Below are 16907 nucleotides of genomic sequence, written 5' to 3' on the forward strand. Positions count from 1 at the left end.
GGCCGGGCCGCGGTCAGCTACTGCCCCCGAGGAAGCTGGAATCCATGTACACCGTCCGCTCCGTCTGCCCCGGGTCCGCCACCACGGCGAATCGGCTTCCGGTGGAGGTCGTGAAGTTCACGAACAGGTCGTAGGTGACGGCGTTGTCGAAGGACCAGCCGAAGCGCTGCGTCTCGGGGCCGTCGAACCCGATCTGGTTCCCCTGTCCCGGGGTCCAGTGGAGGGGATGGGCGGGGTCAGCCGAGTGGGCGGAGAGGAAGCCGTCCACGCACTCCTTCGAGGCCCGGAAGCTCAGGTTGAGGTTCTCCTCGGGGTACTTGGCGCTCCCGGAGAACCCGACCCCCTTCAGCTCACAGGCCGGCAGGTCCAGGCCGAACGCCTTGGTGACCGCTTCGAGGGTCTGTCCCTCCGGGGAACCGGGGTACGCCCTCGGATCCGGGTCGGCCGCCGAACAGCCGACCACCAGGGCGATCACCGCGACGACGTTCACGGCCACCGCCGCCCCGCGCCGCAGGCCCCCGCGACCCAGCGGCCGCGCTTCGCTCCGTACTCGCATCACTGTCCTCCCACAGGCGGGCACCGTCCCGCGAGAAGGCCCCCGCCGGACCGTACCCCGACCGGGTTCGGGCGATCAACCGCCGGTGACCACCGGGCCCGGCTCGCCGCCCGAATCCTCGCCGGGGCCGAAGTGACGGGCTATCACGACAACAGCGACCACGGCTCCGCCCTCGGCGAAGCAAGCGGGGGGGGGCGGGTCGGCGGCGACCCGCACGGCACACGCCGCCCACTCAGTCCCCCGCCAACGGCCGGTGGCACGCCACCGCACGCCCCGGCCCCACCTCCCGCAGCAGCGGCTCCTCCTCCGCGCACCGGGCGTCCGCCAAGGGGCACCGGGTGCGGAACCGGCAGCCGCTCGGCGGGGCGAGCGGGGAGGGCGGGTCGGCAGGCAGGAGGCCGCTGTCGCGAAGCGCGCGGCCGGGCTCGGGCACGGCGGCGAGCAGCGCGGCGGTGTAGGGGTGGGCGGGGGCGGCGAGGACCGCCTCCGTGGGGCCACGTTCGCAGACACGGCCGAGGTGGAGCACGGCCACCTCGTCGCTCACGGCCCGGACCACGCCGAGGTCGTGGGAGATGAAGAGCCCGGCCAGGCCGCGTTCCCCGGTGAGTCCGCGCAGCAGGTTGAGCACAGTGGCCTGGGCGGAGACGTCGAGGGCGGAGACGGCCTCGTCGGCGATCAGGACGCGCGGTCCGGCGGCCAGGGCCCGGGCGATGGCGACGCGTTGGGCCTGTCCGCCGGAGAGCTGGTGGGAGCGGCGGTCGCCGAACAGTTCGGACGGCAGGCCGACGGCCGCGAGTTGGCGGTCGACCACCTCCTCGCGGTGGCGGGCCGGGTCGGGGTGGGCGTCGAGGGATTCGGCGACGAGGTCGCGGACCCGGCGGCGCGGGTTGAGGGAGGAGAGCGGGTCCTGGAAGACCATCTGCAGTCGGGGGCGGACGGCTCGCAGGGCTCGGGGCGACAGGGCGGACAGGTCGGTGCCGTCCAGGGTGACGGTGCCGGCGGTGGGCGGCGGCAGCCGGAGCAGGGCCTTGGCGATGCTGCTCTTGCCGGAGCCGGACTCGCCGACCAGCGCGAGGGTCTGCCCCTGACGCAACGTCAGGTCGACCCCGCTGACCGCGTGCAGCGGGCCGGAGCGGGTGCGGTGGACGACGGTGAGGCCGGTGGCCTCCAGCACGGCGGTGGCCGGCACGGGGGGTGTCGGCACGGCGGCTTCCGTGACAGCGCTCATGCCGCGGGCTCCAGTTCCTCGGGCGCGGTGAGCGGGTGATGGCAGTCGGCGGTGTGACCCTCCGCCGCGATGTGGGTGGGCGGCGGCGTCATGCCGCAGACCGGCGTCGCCCGGTCGCAGCGCGGGGCGAAGGGGCAGCCGGGGGTCGGGCGGGTGAGGTCGGGCGGTGAGCCGGGGATGGCGGGCAGGGTGCGGCGCAACGGTCCGGTGACCCGGGGGACCGAGCGCAGCAGCGCGGCGGTGTAGGGGTGCCGGGGCCGGGCCGTGACGGCCTCGGTGGGGCCGGTCTCGACGATCCGGCCGCCGTACATGACGGCGATGCGGCGGGCCCGCCCGTACAGCAGGCCGATGTCGTGGGTGATCAGGAGGGTGGCGAGGCCGCGGCTGCGCCGGTGGTGGTCGAGCAGGTCGAGGACGGTGCGCTGGACGGTGACGTCGAGGGCGGTGGTGGGCTCGTCGGCGAGCAGCAGGGCGGGTTCGCCGGCCAGGGCGGCGGCGATGCCGACGCGCTGGCGCAGTCCGCCGGAGAGTTCGTGCGGGTGGGCGCGGGCCCGCCGGGCGGGGTCGGGGACGTCGACGGCGGCGAGCAACTCGGCTGCGGTGCGCAGCCGTTCGCGGCGGGAGAGGCGGCGACGGCTGGTGAGGGACTCGGTGACCTGGTCGGCGATCCGGACCACCGGGTTGAGTGAGGTCATCGGGTCCTGGTGGACCATGGCGATGCCGGTGCCGAGCAGGGCGGCCCGGCGGGCGGGGGTGGCGGCGAGCAGGTCCTCGCCGCCGAGCCGGATCTCGCCGGTGGCGACGGCCCGGGTGGTGCGGGACCCGACGCCGAGGACGGTCCGGGCGAGCACGGACTTCCCGGAGCCGGACTCGCCGACCACGCCGAGGCACTCGCCGGCGGCGATGGTGAGGCTGACGTCGTGCAGGACGTGCAGGGCCCGGCCGTCGGGGGTGTGCAGGACGGTGTCCAGCGAACGGACGTCGAGGACGGGGGCGGAGGTCATCCGCGTACCTCCTTCGGGACGGCGGGACCACCCGGACGCAGGTGCTCCCCGAGGTAGTTGAGGGCGAGGACGGTCAGGCAGAGCACGGCCGCGGGGGCGAGCGAGATCCACGGCGCGCTGCCGAGCGTGGTGCGGCCCTCGGCGATGATGCCGCCCCAGGAGGGTTCCGGCGGGCGCAGCCCGAAGCCGAGGAAGCTGAGCGAGCCCTCGGCGACGATGGCGACCGTGGTGGCGGTGAAGGCGAAGGTCAGCGCGACCGGTGCGACGTGCGGCACGATCTCGCGGCGCAGGAGGCGCGAGGGGGCGGTCCCGATCATGCGGGCGGCCTGGACGAAGCCGCGCTCGTCGAGCGAGAGCACGACGGCGCGCACCACCCGGGTGAAGTGCGGCACGGTGAACAGTCCGATCAGCGTGCCGATCACGGTGAGGCCGGGGCCGCGCAGGGAGACCGCGATCATCACCAGGATCAGGCTGGGCACGGACATCAGCAGGTCGGTGGCGAAGCCGACGGCCTTGTCGAGCGGGCCGCGGAACCAGCCGGCGGCGAGGCCGAGCGCTCCGCCGCCGAGCAGCCCGACCAGGATGGTCAGGCCGGCGACGGTGAAGGAGGCGCGGGCGCCGGCGACGGTGCGCTGCAGGACGTCCCGTCCGGCGGCGTCGGTGCCCAGCCAGTGGCCGGGGCCGGGGGCGGCGGAGGGGTGGGCGAAGTCGCCGTGCAGCGGGTCGAAGCCGGGCAGCAGCGGGAGCAGCAGCGCGGCGAGGGCGATGACGGCCAGCCAGGCCGCGGCGACGAGCACCCCGGCCGGGGGTCGTCGGCGGGCGGGGCGCGCGGCGGCGGGGGCTACGGCGGCGGGGGCTACGGCGGTCTCGGTGGCGGAGTCAGCGGTGCTCATGGGCGATCCTCGGGTCGATCGTGCGGTACAGCAGGTCGACCACGAAGGTGGCCGCGACCACGCCGACGGCGCTGACCACCACCACGGCCTGGACGACCGGAAAGTCCCGGCCGGTGATCGCCCCGGCCGCCAGGCTGCCGACGCCGGGCACCGCGAACAGCGACTCGACCAGCACCGAGCCGCCCAGGGAGGTCCCGATGCCGATCCCGACGAGAGTGACCAGCGGCAGGCTGGACGGCCGCAGGGCGCGCCGCAGCAGCAGCCGGGTGGTGCCCATGCCGCGGCTGCGGGCGGCGGCGATGTACGGCTGGTCGAGGGTGTCGAGCAGTTGCCCGCGCAGGGTGCGCGTGAAGACGGCGGCCTCGGTGAGGCCGAGGGTGAGCGCGGGCAGCACGAGGTGGCGCAGGTTCTCGGCCGGGTCCTCGGTGAAGGGGGTCCAGCCGGTGGCGGGCAGGATCCGCAGCTGGACGGCGGCGATCCAGATGAGCAGCAGGCCGAGGGCGAAGCCCGGGACGGCCAGCCAGCCGAAGGTGCCGGCGGTGGCGATCCGGTCGAAGGTGCCGCCGGGCCGCCAGGCGGAGAGCAGGGCGACGGGCACGGCGAGGCAGAGCGCCACCAGCTGGGCGGCGAGGAAGAGTTCGAGGGTGACGGGGATGCGGTCGGCGAGTTCGGTGGTGACGGCGGTGCCGGTGGAGAGCGAGTGACCGAGGTCGCCGTGCAGGGCGTCGGCGATCCACTGCCAGGTCGCGGCGAACACGTCGCGGTCGAGGCCGAGCCGGGACTCGTACGCGGCGAGCTGTGCGGGGGTGGCGGTGGGGCCGAGGGCGGCGACGGCGGGTGAGCCGGGCATCAGGTGCGGGAGGGCGAGCGCGCCGACGGTGACCAGCAGCAGGACGGCGGCGGCCCGGGCCGCGCGGCCGCCGTGCCGCAACGCGGCCCGGGCGGTGGGCGTCACCGCTTCACCCACAGCGTCGCCGGGGAGACGTTGAGGACGGTGCGCTTGGACAGGTCGGGCAGTCCGCCGACCTTGGCGGCGGCGAGGAAGCCGACGGTGTTCTCGGTGAGGAAGAGCATCGGTGCCTCGGCGACGACCCGGCCGGCGGCCGTGGTGTAGGCGGCGGTGCGCTTGGCGGCGTCCGTACTGGACCGCCCCTCGGCGATCGCGCGCTCGGCCTCCGGATCGGACCAGCCGGTGAAGTTGTAGGGGGAGTCGGGCCGGTAGAGGGTGGCGAGCGCGGTGTCGGTGTCGCCGAACATGCTGGTGACGAAGTCCATGACCTGGAACGTGCGCTGGAGCATCGCGGTGCCGAGGCCCGCGTTGTCGAGCGGCTTGATGGTCATCCTGATGCCGGCCTCGCCGAGCATCTGCTGCAGCACGGTGGCCCGCTGCTGGGCCTCGGGGCGGCTGTCGACGAGGTAGTCGAAGGCGAGGTCGGGGTGTCCGGCCTCGGCGAGCAGGGCGCGGGCCCGGGCCGGGTCGTGGGCGGGGTACTGCGCGGCCGTGCGGTACGGGGAGCGGGAGCCGATCGGCCCGTCGGAGACGGCGCCCTGGTTGAGGAAGACGACCTTTTCGAGGGCTTCGCGGTCGATCGCGTACTGGAGGGCCCGGCGGACCTTCGGGTCGTCGAAGGGGGCGGACTTGGTGTTGAGGAGGACGGTGCTGGTGGAGCCGGGCCCGGTCGCGGGGCGCAGCCCGTCGGCGGCGGCCTGCTTGAGCTGGCTGGGCGTCTCGGTCCAGATCAGGTCGGCGTCGCCGGAGCGCAGCGACTGGTAGCGGCTGTCGGCGTCGGTCAGCACCCGGTAGACGAGCTTGTCGGCGTGGCCCTTGGCGCCCCAGTAGGCGGGGTTGCGGGCGAGGGTGACGGAGACTCCGGGCTGCACGCTCTCCACGGTGTACGGGCCGGAGCCGACGGCGGGGGCGTCGCCGGAGGGCGCTTCGGAGACGTAGCCGAGGGACCGGGTGAACAGGCCGGGGAACCCGGCGTCGGGCGTCCGGAGGGTGAAGGTGACGGTGGTGGGGCCGGTGACGGCCGTCGCGCCGATGCCGGCCGCGTCGACGGCGCAGGCGCACTTGGCCTCCGGCTTGCCGAGCCGGGCGATGTGGTCGGCGACGGCCTGGGCGTCGAGCGGCTTGCCGTCGCTGAACGTGAGGCCCTCGCGCAGGTCGAGGGTCCAGACGGTGGCGTCCGCGTTGGGTGTGAAGGACTTGGCGAGGTAGGGCTGGACGGCGCCGTTGTCGCCGTTGACCATCAGCGGGTCGTAGAGGGCGTTGGCGAGGACCAGCATCGGCATCGAGGTCAGGGTGGAGTCGGCGGGGTCGAGCTTGGCGAACGGGCGGTCCAGCCCGATCTTGAGGGTGCCGCCGTCCGCGGCGGGGCCCTCGGCGGCCGCCGCGGTGCCGGTGGCGCCGCCGGTGAGCGCGCCGTCGGAGGCGGAGCAGGCGGTGAGGGTGAGCGCGGCCGTGCAGGCCGCTGCCAGGAGGTACGTGTGCCGCTTCATGGTTCCTCGGTGTTCCTCGGTTCGGGGGCTCCGCGCCCCAGGGGGGTGTGAGCGCGGAGGCGGGTCCGGCGGGTGCGGATCCGCCGACGCCGCACACCATTCCGGAAGTGGCAGTACTGCCAAAAGGCAGTTGTGCAAATTTCAGATGACCAGCCCCGGAAGAGTCGGCACTCGCCTTGAGCGAGACCGGTCGGACGTGGTTCGGTACTGTCAGCCGCCCACCGGCGGACCACTCACCACGTCAACTCACCCGAACCGAGCGGAAACGGAAGACCGATGCAGGGGACGGACACCGCGGCGGAGCCGGGCATGCGCGACCGCAAGAAGGCGCGCACCCGCGACAGCATCCGCACCGCGGCGCTCGACCTCTTCGAGGAGCAGGGCTACGAGCGCACCACGGTGGACCAGATCTGCCGCCGTGCCGACGTCGCCCACCGCACGTTCTTCCGCTACTACCCGGCCAAGGAGGCCCTGCTGTTCGGCTGGGACTTCGGCCAGGTCGTGCTCGACGCCTTCGCCGCCGCCCCCGCCGAACTCCCGCTCTGGGGCGCGCTCGACCACGCGCTGACCGTCACCGGCGGACGGCTGGAGGAACCCGTCGAGCACACCAACCGGCGCCGGCGGCTGCGCCGGGACCTGCGCGACGTCCACTCGGTGCACAACTACGCCCTGGTGGTCATCGACGCCTTCACCGAACGGACCACCGCCATCGCCGCCGAGCGGCTCGGCACCGACCCCGCCACCGACCTGCGCCCGGCCGCGTTCGGCGCGCTGTTCAGCGGCATGGTGCGGCGTCACGTGCTGTCCGGCGGCGTGGACAGCAGGCCGCCGGCCGACTGGGTCCAGGCCTTCCGGGACGTCCTGGCCACCACCGGCTGACCCGGCCCGCCGTCCCGAACTCCCGACTCCCCGGGCTCGCTACGTCCCGAACTCCCCGTCACCCGGGCGCGCCGACGGCCGTCCGGACGGCACCGCACGCCCTCTTCCGCTCTCCTGTCACACCCATCGCACGAACCTGAACCACCCCCCGCACAACCCCGAGAGGCCCCCGCATGTCCCTGGTCAACTTCCGCGACGCCGCGACGCTCACCGACCCCGGGAGCCGTCGCCTCCGCCCCGGCACCCTGTTCCGCTCCGCCCAGCCCTTCCCCGCCGCCGACGCGGCCACCGTCGCCCAGCTGCGCGAGCACGGCATCGACACCATCGTCGACCTCCGGGGCGAGTCCGAGTGCCGCCCCGAGGACTGGGCCGCCGCGGAGGCCGCCGGCATCGAGGTCGTCGCCGCCCGGATCGAGCCCACCAACGACGAACTGGCCCGGGCCATGCGGGACATGACCACAGCCGAGGACCTCGGCGCCTTCTACCTGCTGATGGCCGAGTCCGCGCCGCAGGGGCTCGCCGCCGCCGTCGAGGCCACCACCCGACCCGGCGGCGTGCTGGTGCACTGCGCGGCCGGCAAGGACCGCACCGGGCTGCTCACCGCGCTGCTGCTGGAGCTGCTCGGGGTGCCCGCCGAGGAGATCGTCGCCGACTACGCCCGCACCAACGACGCGATCCAGCAGATCTGGGCCGGCCTCGCCGACCGCAACCGCGCCGCCCTCAACGAGGTCGAGGCCGGCCGGCTGGTCGTTCCGGCCCCGCTGCTGGAGGCCCCCGCCGGGGCGATGCGCGCCTTCCTCGACCTGGTCCGCACCAAGCACGGCGGCGCCGCCGGCTTCCTGACCGCCTGCGGGGTCACCTCCGGGACCCTGGACGCCTTCCGCACCAAGGCCGCCGGTACCGCACGCACCGCCCACACCGAGACCACCCGTCCCGAGACCGCCGAGGTGACGGCATGCTGACCCTGCTGCGCCACACCGACGGCACCCCGTTCCGCGACCTCAACCACAACGGCACCATGGAGCCCTACGAGGACCCACGGCTCCCCGTCGAGCAGCGGGTCGAGGACCTGCTCGGCCGGCTGACCCTGGCCGAGAAGGCCGCCCTGATGTGCCATGGCCGGATGCTCCCCGGCGACCACCCACCCTTCCCCTCCGGCGCGAGCCTGATCACCGAGCGCGGCCTCACCCACTTCGCCATGATGGCCGTCCCCGACCCCCGGTCCATGGCCGAGTGGAACAACCACGTCCAGGACCTCGCCGCGGCCGGCCGCCTCGGCATCCCCGTCACCCTCTCCTCCGACCCCCGGCACGGCTTCACCGCCAACCCGGCCACCGCCCACACCGGCGGCGGCTTCAGCACCGGCCCCGAGCCGATCGGCCTGGCCGCCACCGACGATACCGAACTGGTCCGCCGCTACGCCGACCTGATCCGCCGCGAGCTGTGCGCCGTCGGCATCCGGGTCGCCATCCACCCGATGGCCGACCTCGCCACCGAGCCCCGCTGGGCCCGGATCAGCGGCACCTTCGGAGAGGACCCGGACCGCGCCTCGCGCATGATCGCCGCCTACATCGACGGCCTGCAGGGCGGCGGGCGGATCGGCCCGGACAGCGTCGCCTGCATGACCAAGCATTTCCCCGGCGGCGGCCCGCAGGCCGGCGGCGAGGACTCGCACTTCGCCGCCGGGCGCCGACTGGTCTACCCGGGCGGCGGGTTCGAGACCCATCTGCGCCCCTTCGAGGCGGCCTTCGCCGCGGGCACCGCGCAGATCATGCCCGCCTACGCGATCCCCTCCGGCAGCGGTCTGGCCGAGGTCGGCGCCACCTTCAACCGGGACGTCATCACCGGTCTGCTGCGCGGCCGGTACGGCTTCGACGGTGTGGTCTGCACCGACTTCAACGCCATCACCGGCATGGAGGTCCCGGGGGTGGTAGCCCTGCCGCCACGGCACTGGGGCGTCGAGGAGCTGTCGGTCGCCGAGCAGGTCGTGCTCACCCTGGACGCGGGCGCCGACCAGCTCGGCGGCGAGACCGACCCGGAGCTGATCCTCTCCGCCGTCCGCTCCGGCGCGGTCGGCGAGGCCCGCCTGGACGAGTCCGTCCGCCGCATCCTGCGCGACAAGTTCCGCCTCGGCCTCTTCGACGACCCGTACGTCGACCCGGACGCCGCCGTCGCACTGGTCGGCGCACCGGAGGGGCGCGCCCTCGGCCAGGAGGTCCAGCGCCGCTCCGTCGTCCACTTGGCGGGCCTGCCGCGGCCCGCGTCGCGCCTGTACGTCGAGGGCGTCGACCCCGCCGTCGCGGCCCGGTACGGCACCGTCGTCGCGCGCCCCGAGGAGGCCGACCTCGCCGTCGTCCGCCTCGCCACGCCGTACGAGCGGCGTGCGGGGCTGCTGGAACAGCACTTCCACAGCGGCTCGCTGGAGTTCCCGGCGGCGGAGGTCGGGCGGCTCACCGCGCTGGCCGCCGCCGTCCCCACGGTGTTCGCCGCCCAGTTGGAGCGGCCCGCCGTACTGACCCCGCTCGCCCCGCACGCGGCCCTGCTGATCGGCGAGTTCGGCGCGGCGGACGAGGTCGTGCTGGACGCCGCGCTCGGCCGCTCCCCGATGACCGCGACCCTGCCCTTCGACCTGCCCGCCTCCGACGCCGCCGTCGCGGCGGCCCGCGAGGACGTGCCCTTCGACACCCGTGACCCGCTCTTCCGGTACGGGCACCGGGCCGACGGCCGGTCCTGACCCCCGCCATGCCCCTGGACGGTCCGACGACGGGCCGCCCGGGGGCGCGGCGAGGACGCCCGGGCCTCAGTCCAGCGAGGCCAGGAAGTCCAGCAGCGCCGCGTTGACCTCCGCCGGCCGCTCCTGCTGCGTCCAGTGCCCCGTCCCCGGGAGCCGGACGTGCGCGTGCAACCGGGGCGTCAGCTGCCGCAGCAGGTACGCCACCACCTCGGGCGTGACCATCGCGTTCACCAGGTCCTGCTCACCGGTGACGTACAGCGCGGGCGCCTCGATCCGCCGACCGGCGAACGCCGCCATCAGCTCGTGGTTGCGGTCGATGTTGCGGTACCAGTTGAGCCCGCCGGTGAAGGCGCGGGCGCCGTGCCGGGCGTAGTCGGCCGCGAACGCCTCGATGTCCTCCTCGGTGAGCCAGTCCGGCAGCCGCTCCGGCTCCGGGACGGTGTCCAGCAGCTTCATGCCGTCCGGGACGACCCACGGCTTCGGCTCCCCGTCGGGGTGGGTGCCGCCGAGGACGCGGCGGAACGAGGACTTCGGGTCGGCCGCCAGCTCGGCGTCGGCCCGGCCCGGCTCCTGGAAGTAGTTCTGGTAGAAGCCCTCGCCGAACCTCTCCCGGGACTGCGCCAGCGGCGACGGCCCGGACGGCAGCGGCGGCACGCTCAGCCCGGCGACGCCGCGCACCAGGTCCGGGCGCAGCGCCGCGGTGGCCCAGGCCACCGGGGCGCCCCAGTCGTGTCCGACCACGACGGCCTGCTCCGCCCCGAGCGCGCCGATCAGCGCCGTGACGTCACCGACCAGGTGCAGCAGGCTGTACGCGTCCACGCTCTCCGGCTGCTCGCTGCGGGCGTAGCCGCGCTGGTCGGGCGCCACCACCCGGTAGCCGGCCGCGGCCAGCGGCGCGAACTGGTGGCGCCAGGAGTACCAGCTCTCCGGAAAACCGTGCAGCAGCAGGACCAGCGGCCCCTCCCCCTGCTCGGCCAGGTGCAGCCGCACCCCGTTCACCTCGACGTCACTGTGCTTGACGGCGTCGTTCAACTCCCGCTCCCTGATCGCTTCGTGGGTGTCCGTCCGACCCCTGCCCAGCCCGGCGCCCCGGGAACCCCGGGCGCCCCGACGGTTTCCGGAGGCACCCCTCGGCAGGCACCCCTCGGCAGACGACACTCGGCAGGCACCCCTCGGCAAGCAGCCGAGGCCGCCCCGGGAATCCGGGACGGCCTCGGCATCGGAGTGGACCGACCGGGGGTCAGTTCACCGTGTAGCTGTACGGGATCGCCGCGAGCACCGCACCGGTGGTGTTCAGGACGTTGTTGGCGGTGGCCACCCCGGTCGGGCCGGACACCAGGTACAGCACGCCCTTGACCGTGCTGCCCTTCGGGCCGGTCGGGTTCAGCGTCACCTGCAGCGAGCCGGTGGCGCCGGGCGCGACGGTCACCGGGCTGGCGGCCTGGGCCGAGGCGTTCACCGCGGCGGCGTACGGGTCACCGGTGCTGGAGGACAGCGCCGGGTCGAACGCCTGGGTGTGCGCGGTGGCCGTGATGGTGGAGGTGCCGGTCGGCGCGCCGCCGGGGCCGAACGGGCCGATCTGCTGCACGAAGGCGCCCCAGTTGCCCGGGACGACCGGCTGCTCGGCGGTGCCGTTGTCGGTCACGATCGAGACGGTCGAGCCGTTCTGGGCCTTCTTCAGGTCGCCGAACAGGTCCGGCGAGCCGGTGGTGGCGCTCAGTTCGAGCTGCGCCGGCGTCGAGGACGCCGCCACGGCCTTGAGCTGGTCGGTGCCCGGCGGCACCAGGAAGGACGGCACCGTGGAGCTGAGGCTCAGCGGCAGGTTGACGTTCGCCGAGGCGCCCTGCGGCACCAGCGGCACGTCCACCCGGCGGTCCAGGCGGCCGTCGGCCGCGATGGTCTGGGTCGCCACCGTGTTGTTGGTGTAGTTCACCTGGACGGTGACCGGCTTGCCGGCCGCCAGCTTGGTGTGCGCGTCGTTCGGCAGACCGGCCGCGGTGGCCTGGTTCTGGTTGAACGCGACGGTCCCGGCGAAGTCCTGGGCGAGCTGCTGGCCGCTGATCGGGCCGAGCACGTTCAGGACGAACCGCCAGCGGCCGGCGGCCGGGTTGACGGTGGTGGCCGAGACGCCGGCCGCGGTGCCGGTGAGGTTGCCCTGGGCGTCGAACAGGCCGTTGCCCTCGATGTCGATCGGGGTGCCGTTCGGGCTGATCAGCGCGCCCTGCATGAGCAGGTTGGAGTCCTTGCCGACGGCGACGCCGACCCGCAGGTCCTTCTGGCCCTTCGGGACGTCGAAGCCGTAGGTGAAGCTCTGCGTCGGCGAGGCGCTGCGGCCGTTGCCGCCGGTGACGCTGCCGGTGAAGGTGCCCTTGCCCTGGGTGACCGGGACGAGGCTGCGCAGCACGACCGGGACGCTGGTGGTGTTGCCGTTCGAGCTGGAGACGGTGATCGCCTCGCTGGAGTCGCCGCTGGTCGCCGGGGTGGTCAGCTGGACCTTGAGGGTCTTGGTCTGACCGGGCTGCAGCTCGGCGGTGCTCGGGCTCACGGCGCCGGCCGGCACCGCGCGCTGGGTGGCGGTGCCCAGCTGGACCGGGCCGGTGAAGCCGGCCTTGCCCGCCGGGGTGTAGAGGATCGCGGTCCACTCGCCGGCCACCGGGTGCGGGACGTCCACCAGGCCGAAGTTGGCCGGGGTGGCGCCGCCCTGCGGACGGGTGTTGGTCTCGAAGCGGCCCGACGGGTCGAGCAGCGTCATGCGGACGACCGGGCCGTTGGTGACCGGGTTGGGCGCGCCGTGCCAGGCGATCGAGGCCGCGAGGCGGTCGGCGCCGGCCGGGACGGTGAACTTGACCTGCTTCTGCACCCAGTCCGTACCGTTGGTGGCGTACTTGAAGGTGTCCTTCGAGGACGAGTCCAGCTGGACGGTCTGCTGGTTGCTCGCCTGCGGGGCGAAGCTGCGGGTCGCGGCGCTCACCGTCTGCGGCTCGTCACTGGTGTTGGTGACGGAGACGTCGGTGGTGTGGGCCGAGCCGGGGGCGCCGGCGATGTCGACCTGGCCGGTGTTGACCACGACGGTGTTGGCGCCGTCGGTGCCGTCCCCGTCGTCGTAGCCGCGGGCGGCCTCGACGGCGGCGCGGACGTTCAGCAGACCGGCGCCCTGCTCCTCGGCGGGCACGCCGAGGTCGGTGGCGGTGCCGGTGAGGAACTTCTTCACCAGCGCCGGGGCGGGCGAGTCGCCGCCGTGGGTGTCGCGGTAGGCCTGGATGACCAGGGCCGCGGCGCCGGTGACGAACGGGGCGGCCTGGCTGGTGCCGCCGAAGGGCTGGATCGGCGAGGCCTTGCCGTTGAAGCCCGAGCACTCGGTGTACTTGGTGAGGTCGGGGGTGCACAGCGCCCAGTCCGACTCACCCGGCGCGACCAGGTCGACGGTGCGCCCGGCCTGGGTGAAACCGCCCGAGGACAGCGCCGAGATGCGGTTGTCGCTCCAGGTCTTGTTGGAGAACTGGGCGGCCGCGTAACCGGTCTGCTGGTAGTTCTGGTTGTCGGTGGAGGCGCCGACCGCGATCACGTACGGGTCGGTGGCCGGGGTGCCGACGGTGCCGCTGATGCCGGCGTCGCCGGAGGAGACGGCCACGGTGACACCGGCCTTGACGGCCTGCTCGTTGAAGAGCGAGATGGTGTCGTGCGCGCCGCTGTCCGGGGTGACGTTGCCGCCGAAGGACTCGTTGAGCACGTCCACGTGGGCGACCCGCACCGCGTAGTCGATCGACTGCAGGATCGACGAGTTGGACATCAGCTCGCCACCGGCCTTCAGGGCGACCAGGTCGGCGTCCGGGGCGAGGCCGCGGATGCGGATGGTGCAGCCGGCCGGCAGCGGGTGCGAGGCGTTGACGAACTGCGAGACGTCGTAGGTCTGGCGGCCCTGGGCGATGACCGCCGAGGCGTCGCCGAAGGCCTCGGCCGCGCCGGTCGGCGCGTCCCAGCCGTCGCCCGCGAAGTCCTTGTAGTCGACCACGGCGTGCGAGCCGTCGGCCCGGATGAAGTCCGGGTTGTTCGGGTCGAGGGCGTCCGCGATGTAGGCGACCTTGACGCCCTTGCCGGTGGCGAGGTTCTCCACGCCGGGCTTGCCGTTGCCGGTGTAGGCCCGGGTCGAGTACAGGCCCTCGGGCTCCAGCAGGGGCTTGCTCGGGTCCGAGGGGCACGCGGTGTTGGTCGCGTTCTCCTCGGCGCCCTGGCCGTTGCTGCCCGTAACGGCCTGCGGCGCGGCGGCGGCCTTGGGCGCCTTCGCTCCCGTGGCGGCCGCGGAGTCGGCGGCGTCCTTGGCCGTCTTGGCCTTGCCGGCGGCGGCCGGGGCGACCTGGACCTGAGTGTCCGCCACCACGGCGGAGACGGCCGGGTCCGCCTGCAGCTGGGCGCGCAGGGCGGGGCTGACCGTCGCCGAGAAGGCGTTGCCGACCACGAAGGTCTTGATGTTGGTGCCGCCGTTGGCCTTGACCTTGTTCAGCAGCGGCGCCTGGGAGTCGGCGGCCTTCTGCTGACGGGCGCCCAGGTGACCGTGGTCGGCCGGGGCGTCCGCTATCTGGTCCTTCAGGATCACGATCACCGGCACCGGGGTCCCGTCCGCGGACGCCGCCTGGGCGTTCTGCGGATCCGGGGTCGGAGCTGCGCTGGCCAGGGTCCCGAAGCTCAGGACCATGGACGCGGTGGTGACCGTGACGGCAGCTGCTAGCTGGGCTTTCCGCCAGCCGATCATGGACATCCTTTCGTCTGATGCGACGTCAGGTTGCACGGCCAGCGTACGCGGATCCGGGTCGGACGCGTGGTTGCTCGGACCGCGCGTCCCGACAGCGGTCGAATTCCAGCGCATCCGGCACGACCACGACAAGGGGGGAAATCCCCATCAGAAAGTAAAAATGACCATAGGAAAGTAAAATTCACGGCAGAAATCGGGCGATGTCCGCCCCTTTTCGCCGATCGGGCCAGGCCGGAAGCGACCGATTCCCACCGAAAATGTCGGTGGCGAACTCTCGACACTGGCGAAACACCGCCACCGACCGGTCGCCTGCCGACAACTGCCGCTTTGTCGACACGAGCACCCGCCCTTCCGCGCCAGGACACTCCCTTCCCCGTCGGCCCCGCCCGAAACCGGGGCCGACGGGGGGAGGTGACGGCAGGAAGTGGCGGCCGGAGGTGACGGCAGGAAGTGGCGGCAGGAAGTGGCGGCCGGAGGTGACGGCCGGGCCGACCGCGGGGCGCGATCGCCTCCCGCGCCGCCCGGGGCCGGATCAGTACCCGGCCGACCGCTCCCGAGCGTCCGCCAGGTCCTCGGCGGTGGGCGCGTCGTCCTGGGTCAGCCGGTGGCGCCAGTACCCGGTGAAGTCGACGGACGGCTTCGGCACCCCGCGCTCCACCACCAGGTGGCGGCGCAGCGCCCGCACCGCGCCCGCCTCCCCGGCCAGCCAGACGAACGGGGTGCCGGCGGGCAGCTCCGCGGAGCGCACCGCGCCGGCCAGCGCGGCGCCCGGGGCGGCGCCGTCCCGGTGCAGCCAGTGCACGGCGAGGTCGGCCCGGCTCTCCAGCGGCTGCCGCTCGGCCCGGTCCGCGACCTCGACGTACGCGAGCGCCCGCACTCCGGCGGGCAGTGCCTCGACCAGCGTCGCGAGCGCCGGCAGCGCGGTCTCGTCCCCCGCCAGCAGCACCCAGTCGGCCGCCGCGGCGGCCTCGGCGAACGGCACCGGCGGGGCGTACAGCGCGGAGGGGCCGACCATCCCGAGCCGGTCCCCCGGCGCCGCCCGCAGCGCCCAGGCGGCGGCCGGCCCGGTGTCGCCGTGCAGCACGAAGTCGATCTCGACCAGCCGGGTGCCGGGCCGCCGGCGGCGCAGGGTGAAGCTGCGCAGCAGGGGGCGCTCGGCCTCGGGGATCGCCAGGTAGGCCCGGTACCAGTCCATCGGGTCGTCCTGCTGCGCGGGCAGCACCGGCTCGGACTGCCCGGGGCGCGGGAAGCAGAGCTTGAGCTGCTGGTCGGGGGCGGTGCCGACGGTGTCGGCCAGGGCGTCGGCCGCGAAGGTGATCCGGGCGGTGCGCGGCGTGATCCGGCGGACCTCGACGACCTCGACGACGGTGACGGGCAGTGTCATCGCGAAACCCTTCGATTGGTAACCTTACGGCATAAAGAGTTGCCGTCGGAGGCGATACTTTACGCCATAAGGAGATGTCGGATGACCGTCTACGCCGGGCAGGGCGACGCCCGCCGCTCACTCGCCCTGCTCTGGGGCGCGCCCGAGCGGCCGCGCACCGGACGCAGCGGCCCCAAGCCGGGCCTGAATGTGGACGCGATCGTGTCCGCCGGAATCGCGGTGGCCGACGCCGAGGGCATGGAAGCGCTCTCGATGCGCGCCGTGGGCGAACGACTCGGCCGCACCGCGATGGCGCTCTACACGTACGTCCCGGGAAAGGCCGAACTCCTCGACCTGATGCACGACCGGGCCCTCGCCGAACTGTCCACCGGACTCCCGGCCGGCCCACCGCCCGCCGACGACTGGCGCGCGGCCGTCACCGCCTGGGCCGACGGCCTGTACGCCTGCTACCTGCGCCACCCCTGGATGCTCCGGGTCTCGCAGGCCCGCCCGGTCCTCGGCCCCGCCGAACTCGCCACGATGGAAAGCCTGTTGCGCGCACTCCGACCGGCCGGCCTGCCCCCGCGGCGGCTGCGCGGAGCGGTCGCCGCCCTCTGGCAGTTCGTCCGCGGCCTCGCCGCCACCACCGCCGACGCCCGCGCCGCCGCGGCCGCCACCGGCGTCACCGACGAGGACTGGTGGCACGACCGCTCCGCCCGACTCGCCGAACTGGCCCCCGACTTCACCGACCGCTTCCCCCTGCTCACCGCCCTGCAGAGCACCGCCGACGGCCCCCCGCAGGACAGCCACCCGGACACCTTCCGCACCGGCCTCACCATCCTCCTCGACGGCCTCGCGGCCAGCTGCTGACCAACCGTCGACCCCCGCGACTTCGCCCGGCGGCCCGTCCCTGAAGATTCGTCACGCGTAAAGTCTTCCCCAAGCCCTCCCCTATCTGGCATGTTTCCTTCAATTCCCGTGCGATCCCCCTCACGCACGGA

Annotated in this window: 13 protein-coding genes; 4 read left to right on the top strand and 9 right to left on the bottom strand. The window is 74.1% G+C overall.

Annotation, left to right across the window (positions count from 1 at the left end):
- Positions 1 to 13 precede the first annotated feature (13 nt).
- The 6 genes from AB0Q99_RS00400 to AB0Q99_RS00425 form a co-directional block, all read right to left on the bottom strand.
- Positions 14 to 556: a hypothetical protein gene (locus AB0Q99_RS00400; protein ID WP_363566921.1), complete on the bottom strand. Its 543-nt coding sequence runs from the start codon at positions 554 to 556 to the stop codon at positions 14 to 16.
- 232 nt (positions 557 to 788) lie between these two features.
- Positions 789 to 1784 carry an ABC transporter ATP-binding protein gene (locus AB0Q99_RS00405; RefSeq protein WP_363566923.1) on the bottom strand — a complete coding sequence of 332 codons (996 nt, stop codon included), beginning with the start codon at positions 1782 to 1784 and terminating at the stop codon, positions 789 to 791.
- The gene (locus AB0Q99_RS00410) at positions 1781 to 2788 is read right to left on the bottom strand and encodes an ABC transporter ATP-binding protein (RefSeq protein WP_363566925.1); all 1008 of its coding nucleotides are present in this window, start codon (positions 2786 to 2788) and stop codon (positions 1781 to 1783) included. The genes AB0Q99_RS00405 and AB0Q99_RS00410 overlap by 4 nt, the downstream gene beginning before the upstream one ends.
- Positions 2785 to 3681, bottom strand: a complete 897-nt coding sequence (locus AB0Q99_RS00415) for an ABC transporter permease (protein ID WP_363566927.1) — start codon at positions 3679 to 3681, stop codon at positions 2785 to 2787. The genes AB0Q99_RS00410 and AB0Q99_RS00415 overlap by 4 nt, the downstream gene beginning before the upstream one ends.
- Positions 3668 to 4636: an ABC transporter permease gene (locus tag AB0Q99_RS00420; protein WP_363566929.1), complete on the bottom strand. Its 969-nt coding sequence runs from the start codon at positions 4634 to 4636 to the stop codon at positions 3668 to 3670. The genes AB0Q99_RS00415 and AB0Q99_RS00420 overlap by 14 nt, the downstream gene beginning before the upstream one ends.
- Positions 4633 to 6180: an ABC transporter substrate-binding protein gene (locus AB0Q99_RS00425; RefSeq protein ID WP_363566931.1), complete on the bottom strand. Its 1548-nt coding sequence runs from the start codon at positions 6178 to 6180 to the stop codon at positions 4633 to 4635. Before AB0Q99_RS00425 ends, AB0Q99_RS00420 begins: the two co-directional genes overlap by 4 nt.
- A 276-nt stretch (positions 6181 to 6456) precedes the next feature.
- Here AB0Q99_RS00425 and AB0Q99_RS00430 point away from each other — a divergent pair, with 276 nt between their 5' ends.
- The 3 genes from AB0Q99_RS00430 (at position 6457) to AB0Q99_RS00440 (ending at position 9793) form a co-directional block, all read left to right on the top strand.
- Positions 6457 to 7059, top strand: a complete 603-nt coding sequence (locus tag AB0Q99_RS00430) for a TetR family transcriptional regulator (RefSeq protein WP_363566933.1) — start codon at positions 6457 to 6459, stop codon at positions 7057 to 7059.
- A 173-nt stretch (positions 7060 to 7232) separates the two neighbouring features.
- Positions 7233 to 8021 (top strand): tyrosine-protein phosphatase, encoded by a 789-nt coding sequence (locus AB0Q99_RS00435; protein WP_363566935.1) that lies wholly within the window; start codon positions 7233 to 7235, stop codon positions 8019 to 8021.
- Positions 8015 to 9793 (top strand): glycoside hydrolase family 3 N-terminal domain-containing protein, encoded by a 1779-nt coding sequence (locus AB0Q99_RS00440; RefSeq protein WP_363566937.1) that lies wholly within the window; start codon positions 8015 to 8017, stop codon positions 9791 to 9793. Before AB0Q99_RS00435 ends, AB0Q99_RS00440 begins: the two co-directional genes overlap by 7 nt.
- 66 nt (positions 9794 to 9859) lie before the next feature.
- On the opposite strand, the gene AB0Q99_RS00445 is transcribed toward AB0Q99_RS00440, so the two are convergent.
- The 3 genes from AB0Q99_RS00445 to AB0Q99_RS00455 form a co-directional block, all read right to left on the bottom strand.
- On the bottom strand, positions 9860 to 10825 hold the full coding sequence (locus tag AB0Q99_RS00445; protein WP_363566939.1) for an alpha/beta hydrolase: 966 nt from the start codon (positions 10823 to 10825) through the stop codon (positions 9860 to 9862).
- Positions 10826 to 11033: 208 nt separating this feature from the next.
- Complete coding sequence (locus tag AB0Q99_RS00450; protein ID WP_363566941.1) at positions 11034 to 14543, bottom strand: S8 family serine peptidase; 3510 nt, start codon at positions 14541 to 14543, stop codon at positions 11034 to 11036.
- 532 nt (positions 14544 to 15075) lie between these two features.
- Positions 15076 to 15927: a siderophore-interacting protein gene (locus AB0Q99_RS00455; RefSeq protein WP_363566943.1), complete on the bottom strand. Its 852-nt coding sequence runs from the start codon at positions 15925 to 15927 to the stop codon at positions 15076 to 15078.
- An 81-nt stretch (positions 15928 to 16008) separates the two neighbouring features.
- On the opposite strand from AB0Q99_RS00455, the gene AB0Q99_RS00460 reads away from it, so the two are divergent.
- Positions 16009 to 16776, top strand: coding sequence for a TetR/AcrR family transcriptional regulator (locus AB0Q99_RS00460; RefSeq protein ID WP_363566945.1), 768 nt, complete (start codon positions 16009 to 16011; stop codon positions 16774 to 16776).
- The last annotated feature ends 131 nt before the right edge of the window (positions 16777 to 16907 follow it).

This window comes from Kitasatospora sp. NPDC086791 (assembly GCF_040685975.1).
Lineage (GTDB): Bacteria > Actinomycetota > Actinomycetes > Streptomycetales > Streptomycetaceae > Kitasatospora.

Bases quoted from the DNA above. Each gene is read 5' to 3' on its own strand.
- AB0Q99_RS00400 (WP_363566921.1), bottom strand. From the start codon at position 556: ATGCGAGTACGGAGCGAAGCGCGGCCGCTGGGTCGCGGGGGCCTGCGG.
- AB0Q99_RS00405 (WP_363566923.1), bottom strand. From the start codon at position 1,784: ATGAGCGCTGTCACGGAAGCCGCCGTGCCGACACCCCCCGTGCCGGCC.
- AB0Q99_RS00410 (WP_363566925.1), bottom strand. From the start codon at position 2,788: ATGACCTCCGCCCCCGTCCTCGACGTCCGTTCGCTGGACACCGTCCTG.
- AB0Q99_RS00415 (WP_363566927.1), bottom strand. From the start codon at position 3,681: ATGAGCACCGCTGACTCCGCCACCGAGACCGCCGTAGCCCCCGCCGCC.
- AB0Q99_RS00425 (WP_363566931.1), bottom strand. From the start codon at position 6,180: ATGAAGCGGCACACGTACCTCCTGGCAGCGGCCTGCACGGCCGCGCTC.
- AB0Q99_RS00430 (WP_363566933.1), top strand. From the start codon at position 6,457: ATGCAGGGGACGGACACCGCGGCGGAGCCGGGCATGCGCGACCGCAAG.
- AB0Q99_RS00435 (WP_363566935.1), top strand. From the start codon at position 7,233: ATGTCCCTGGTCAACTTCCGCGACGCCGCGACGCTCACCGACCCCGGG.
- AB0Q99_RS00440 (WP_363566937.1), top strand. From the start codon at position 8,015: ATGCTGACCCTGCTGCGCCACACCGACGGCACCCCGTTCCGCGACCTC.
- AB0Q99_RS00450 (WP_363566941.1), bottom strand. From the start codon at position 14,543: ATGATCGGCTGGCGGAAAGCCCAGCTAGCAGCTGCCGTCACGGTCACC.
- AB0Q99_RS00455 (WP_363566943.1), bottom strand. From the start codon at position 15,927: ATGACACTGCCCGTCACCGTCGTCGAGGTCGTCGAGGTCCGCCGGATC.
- AB0Q99_RS00460 (WP_363566945.1), top strand. From the start codon at position 16,009: ATGACCGTCTACGCCGGGCAGGGCGACGCCCGCCGCTCACTCGCCCTG.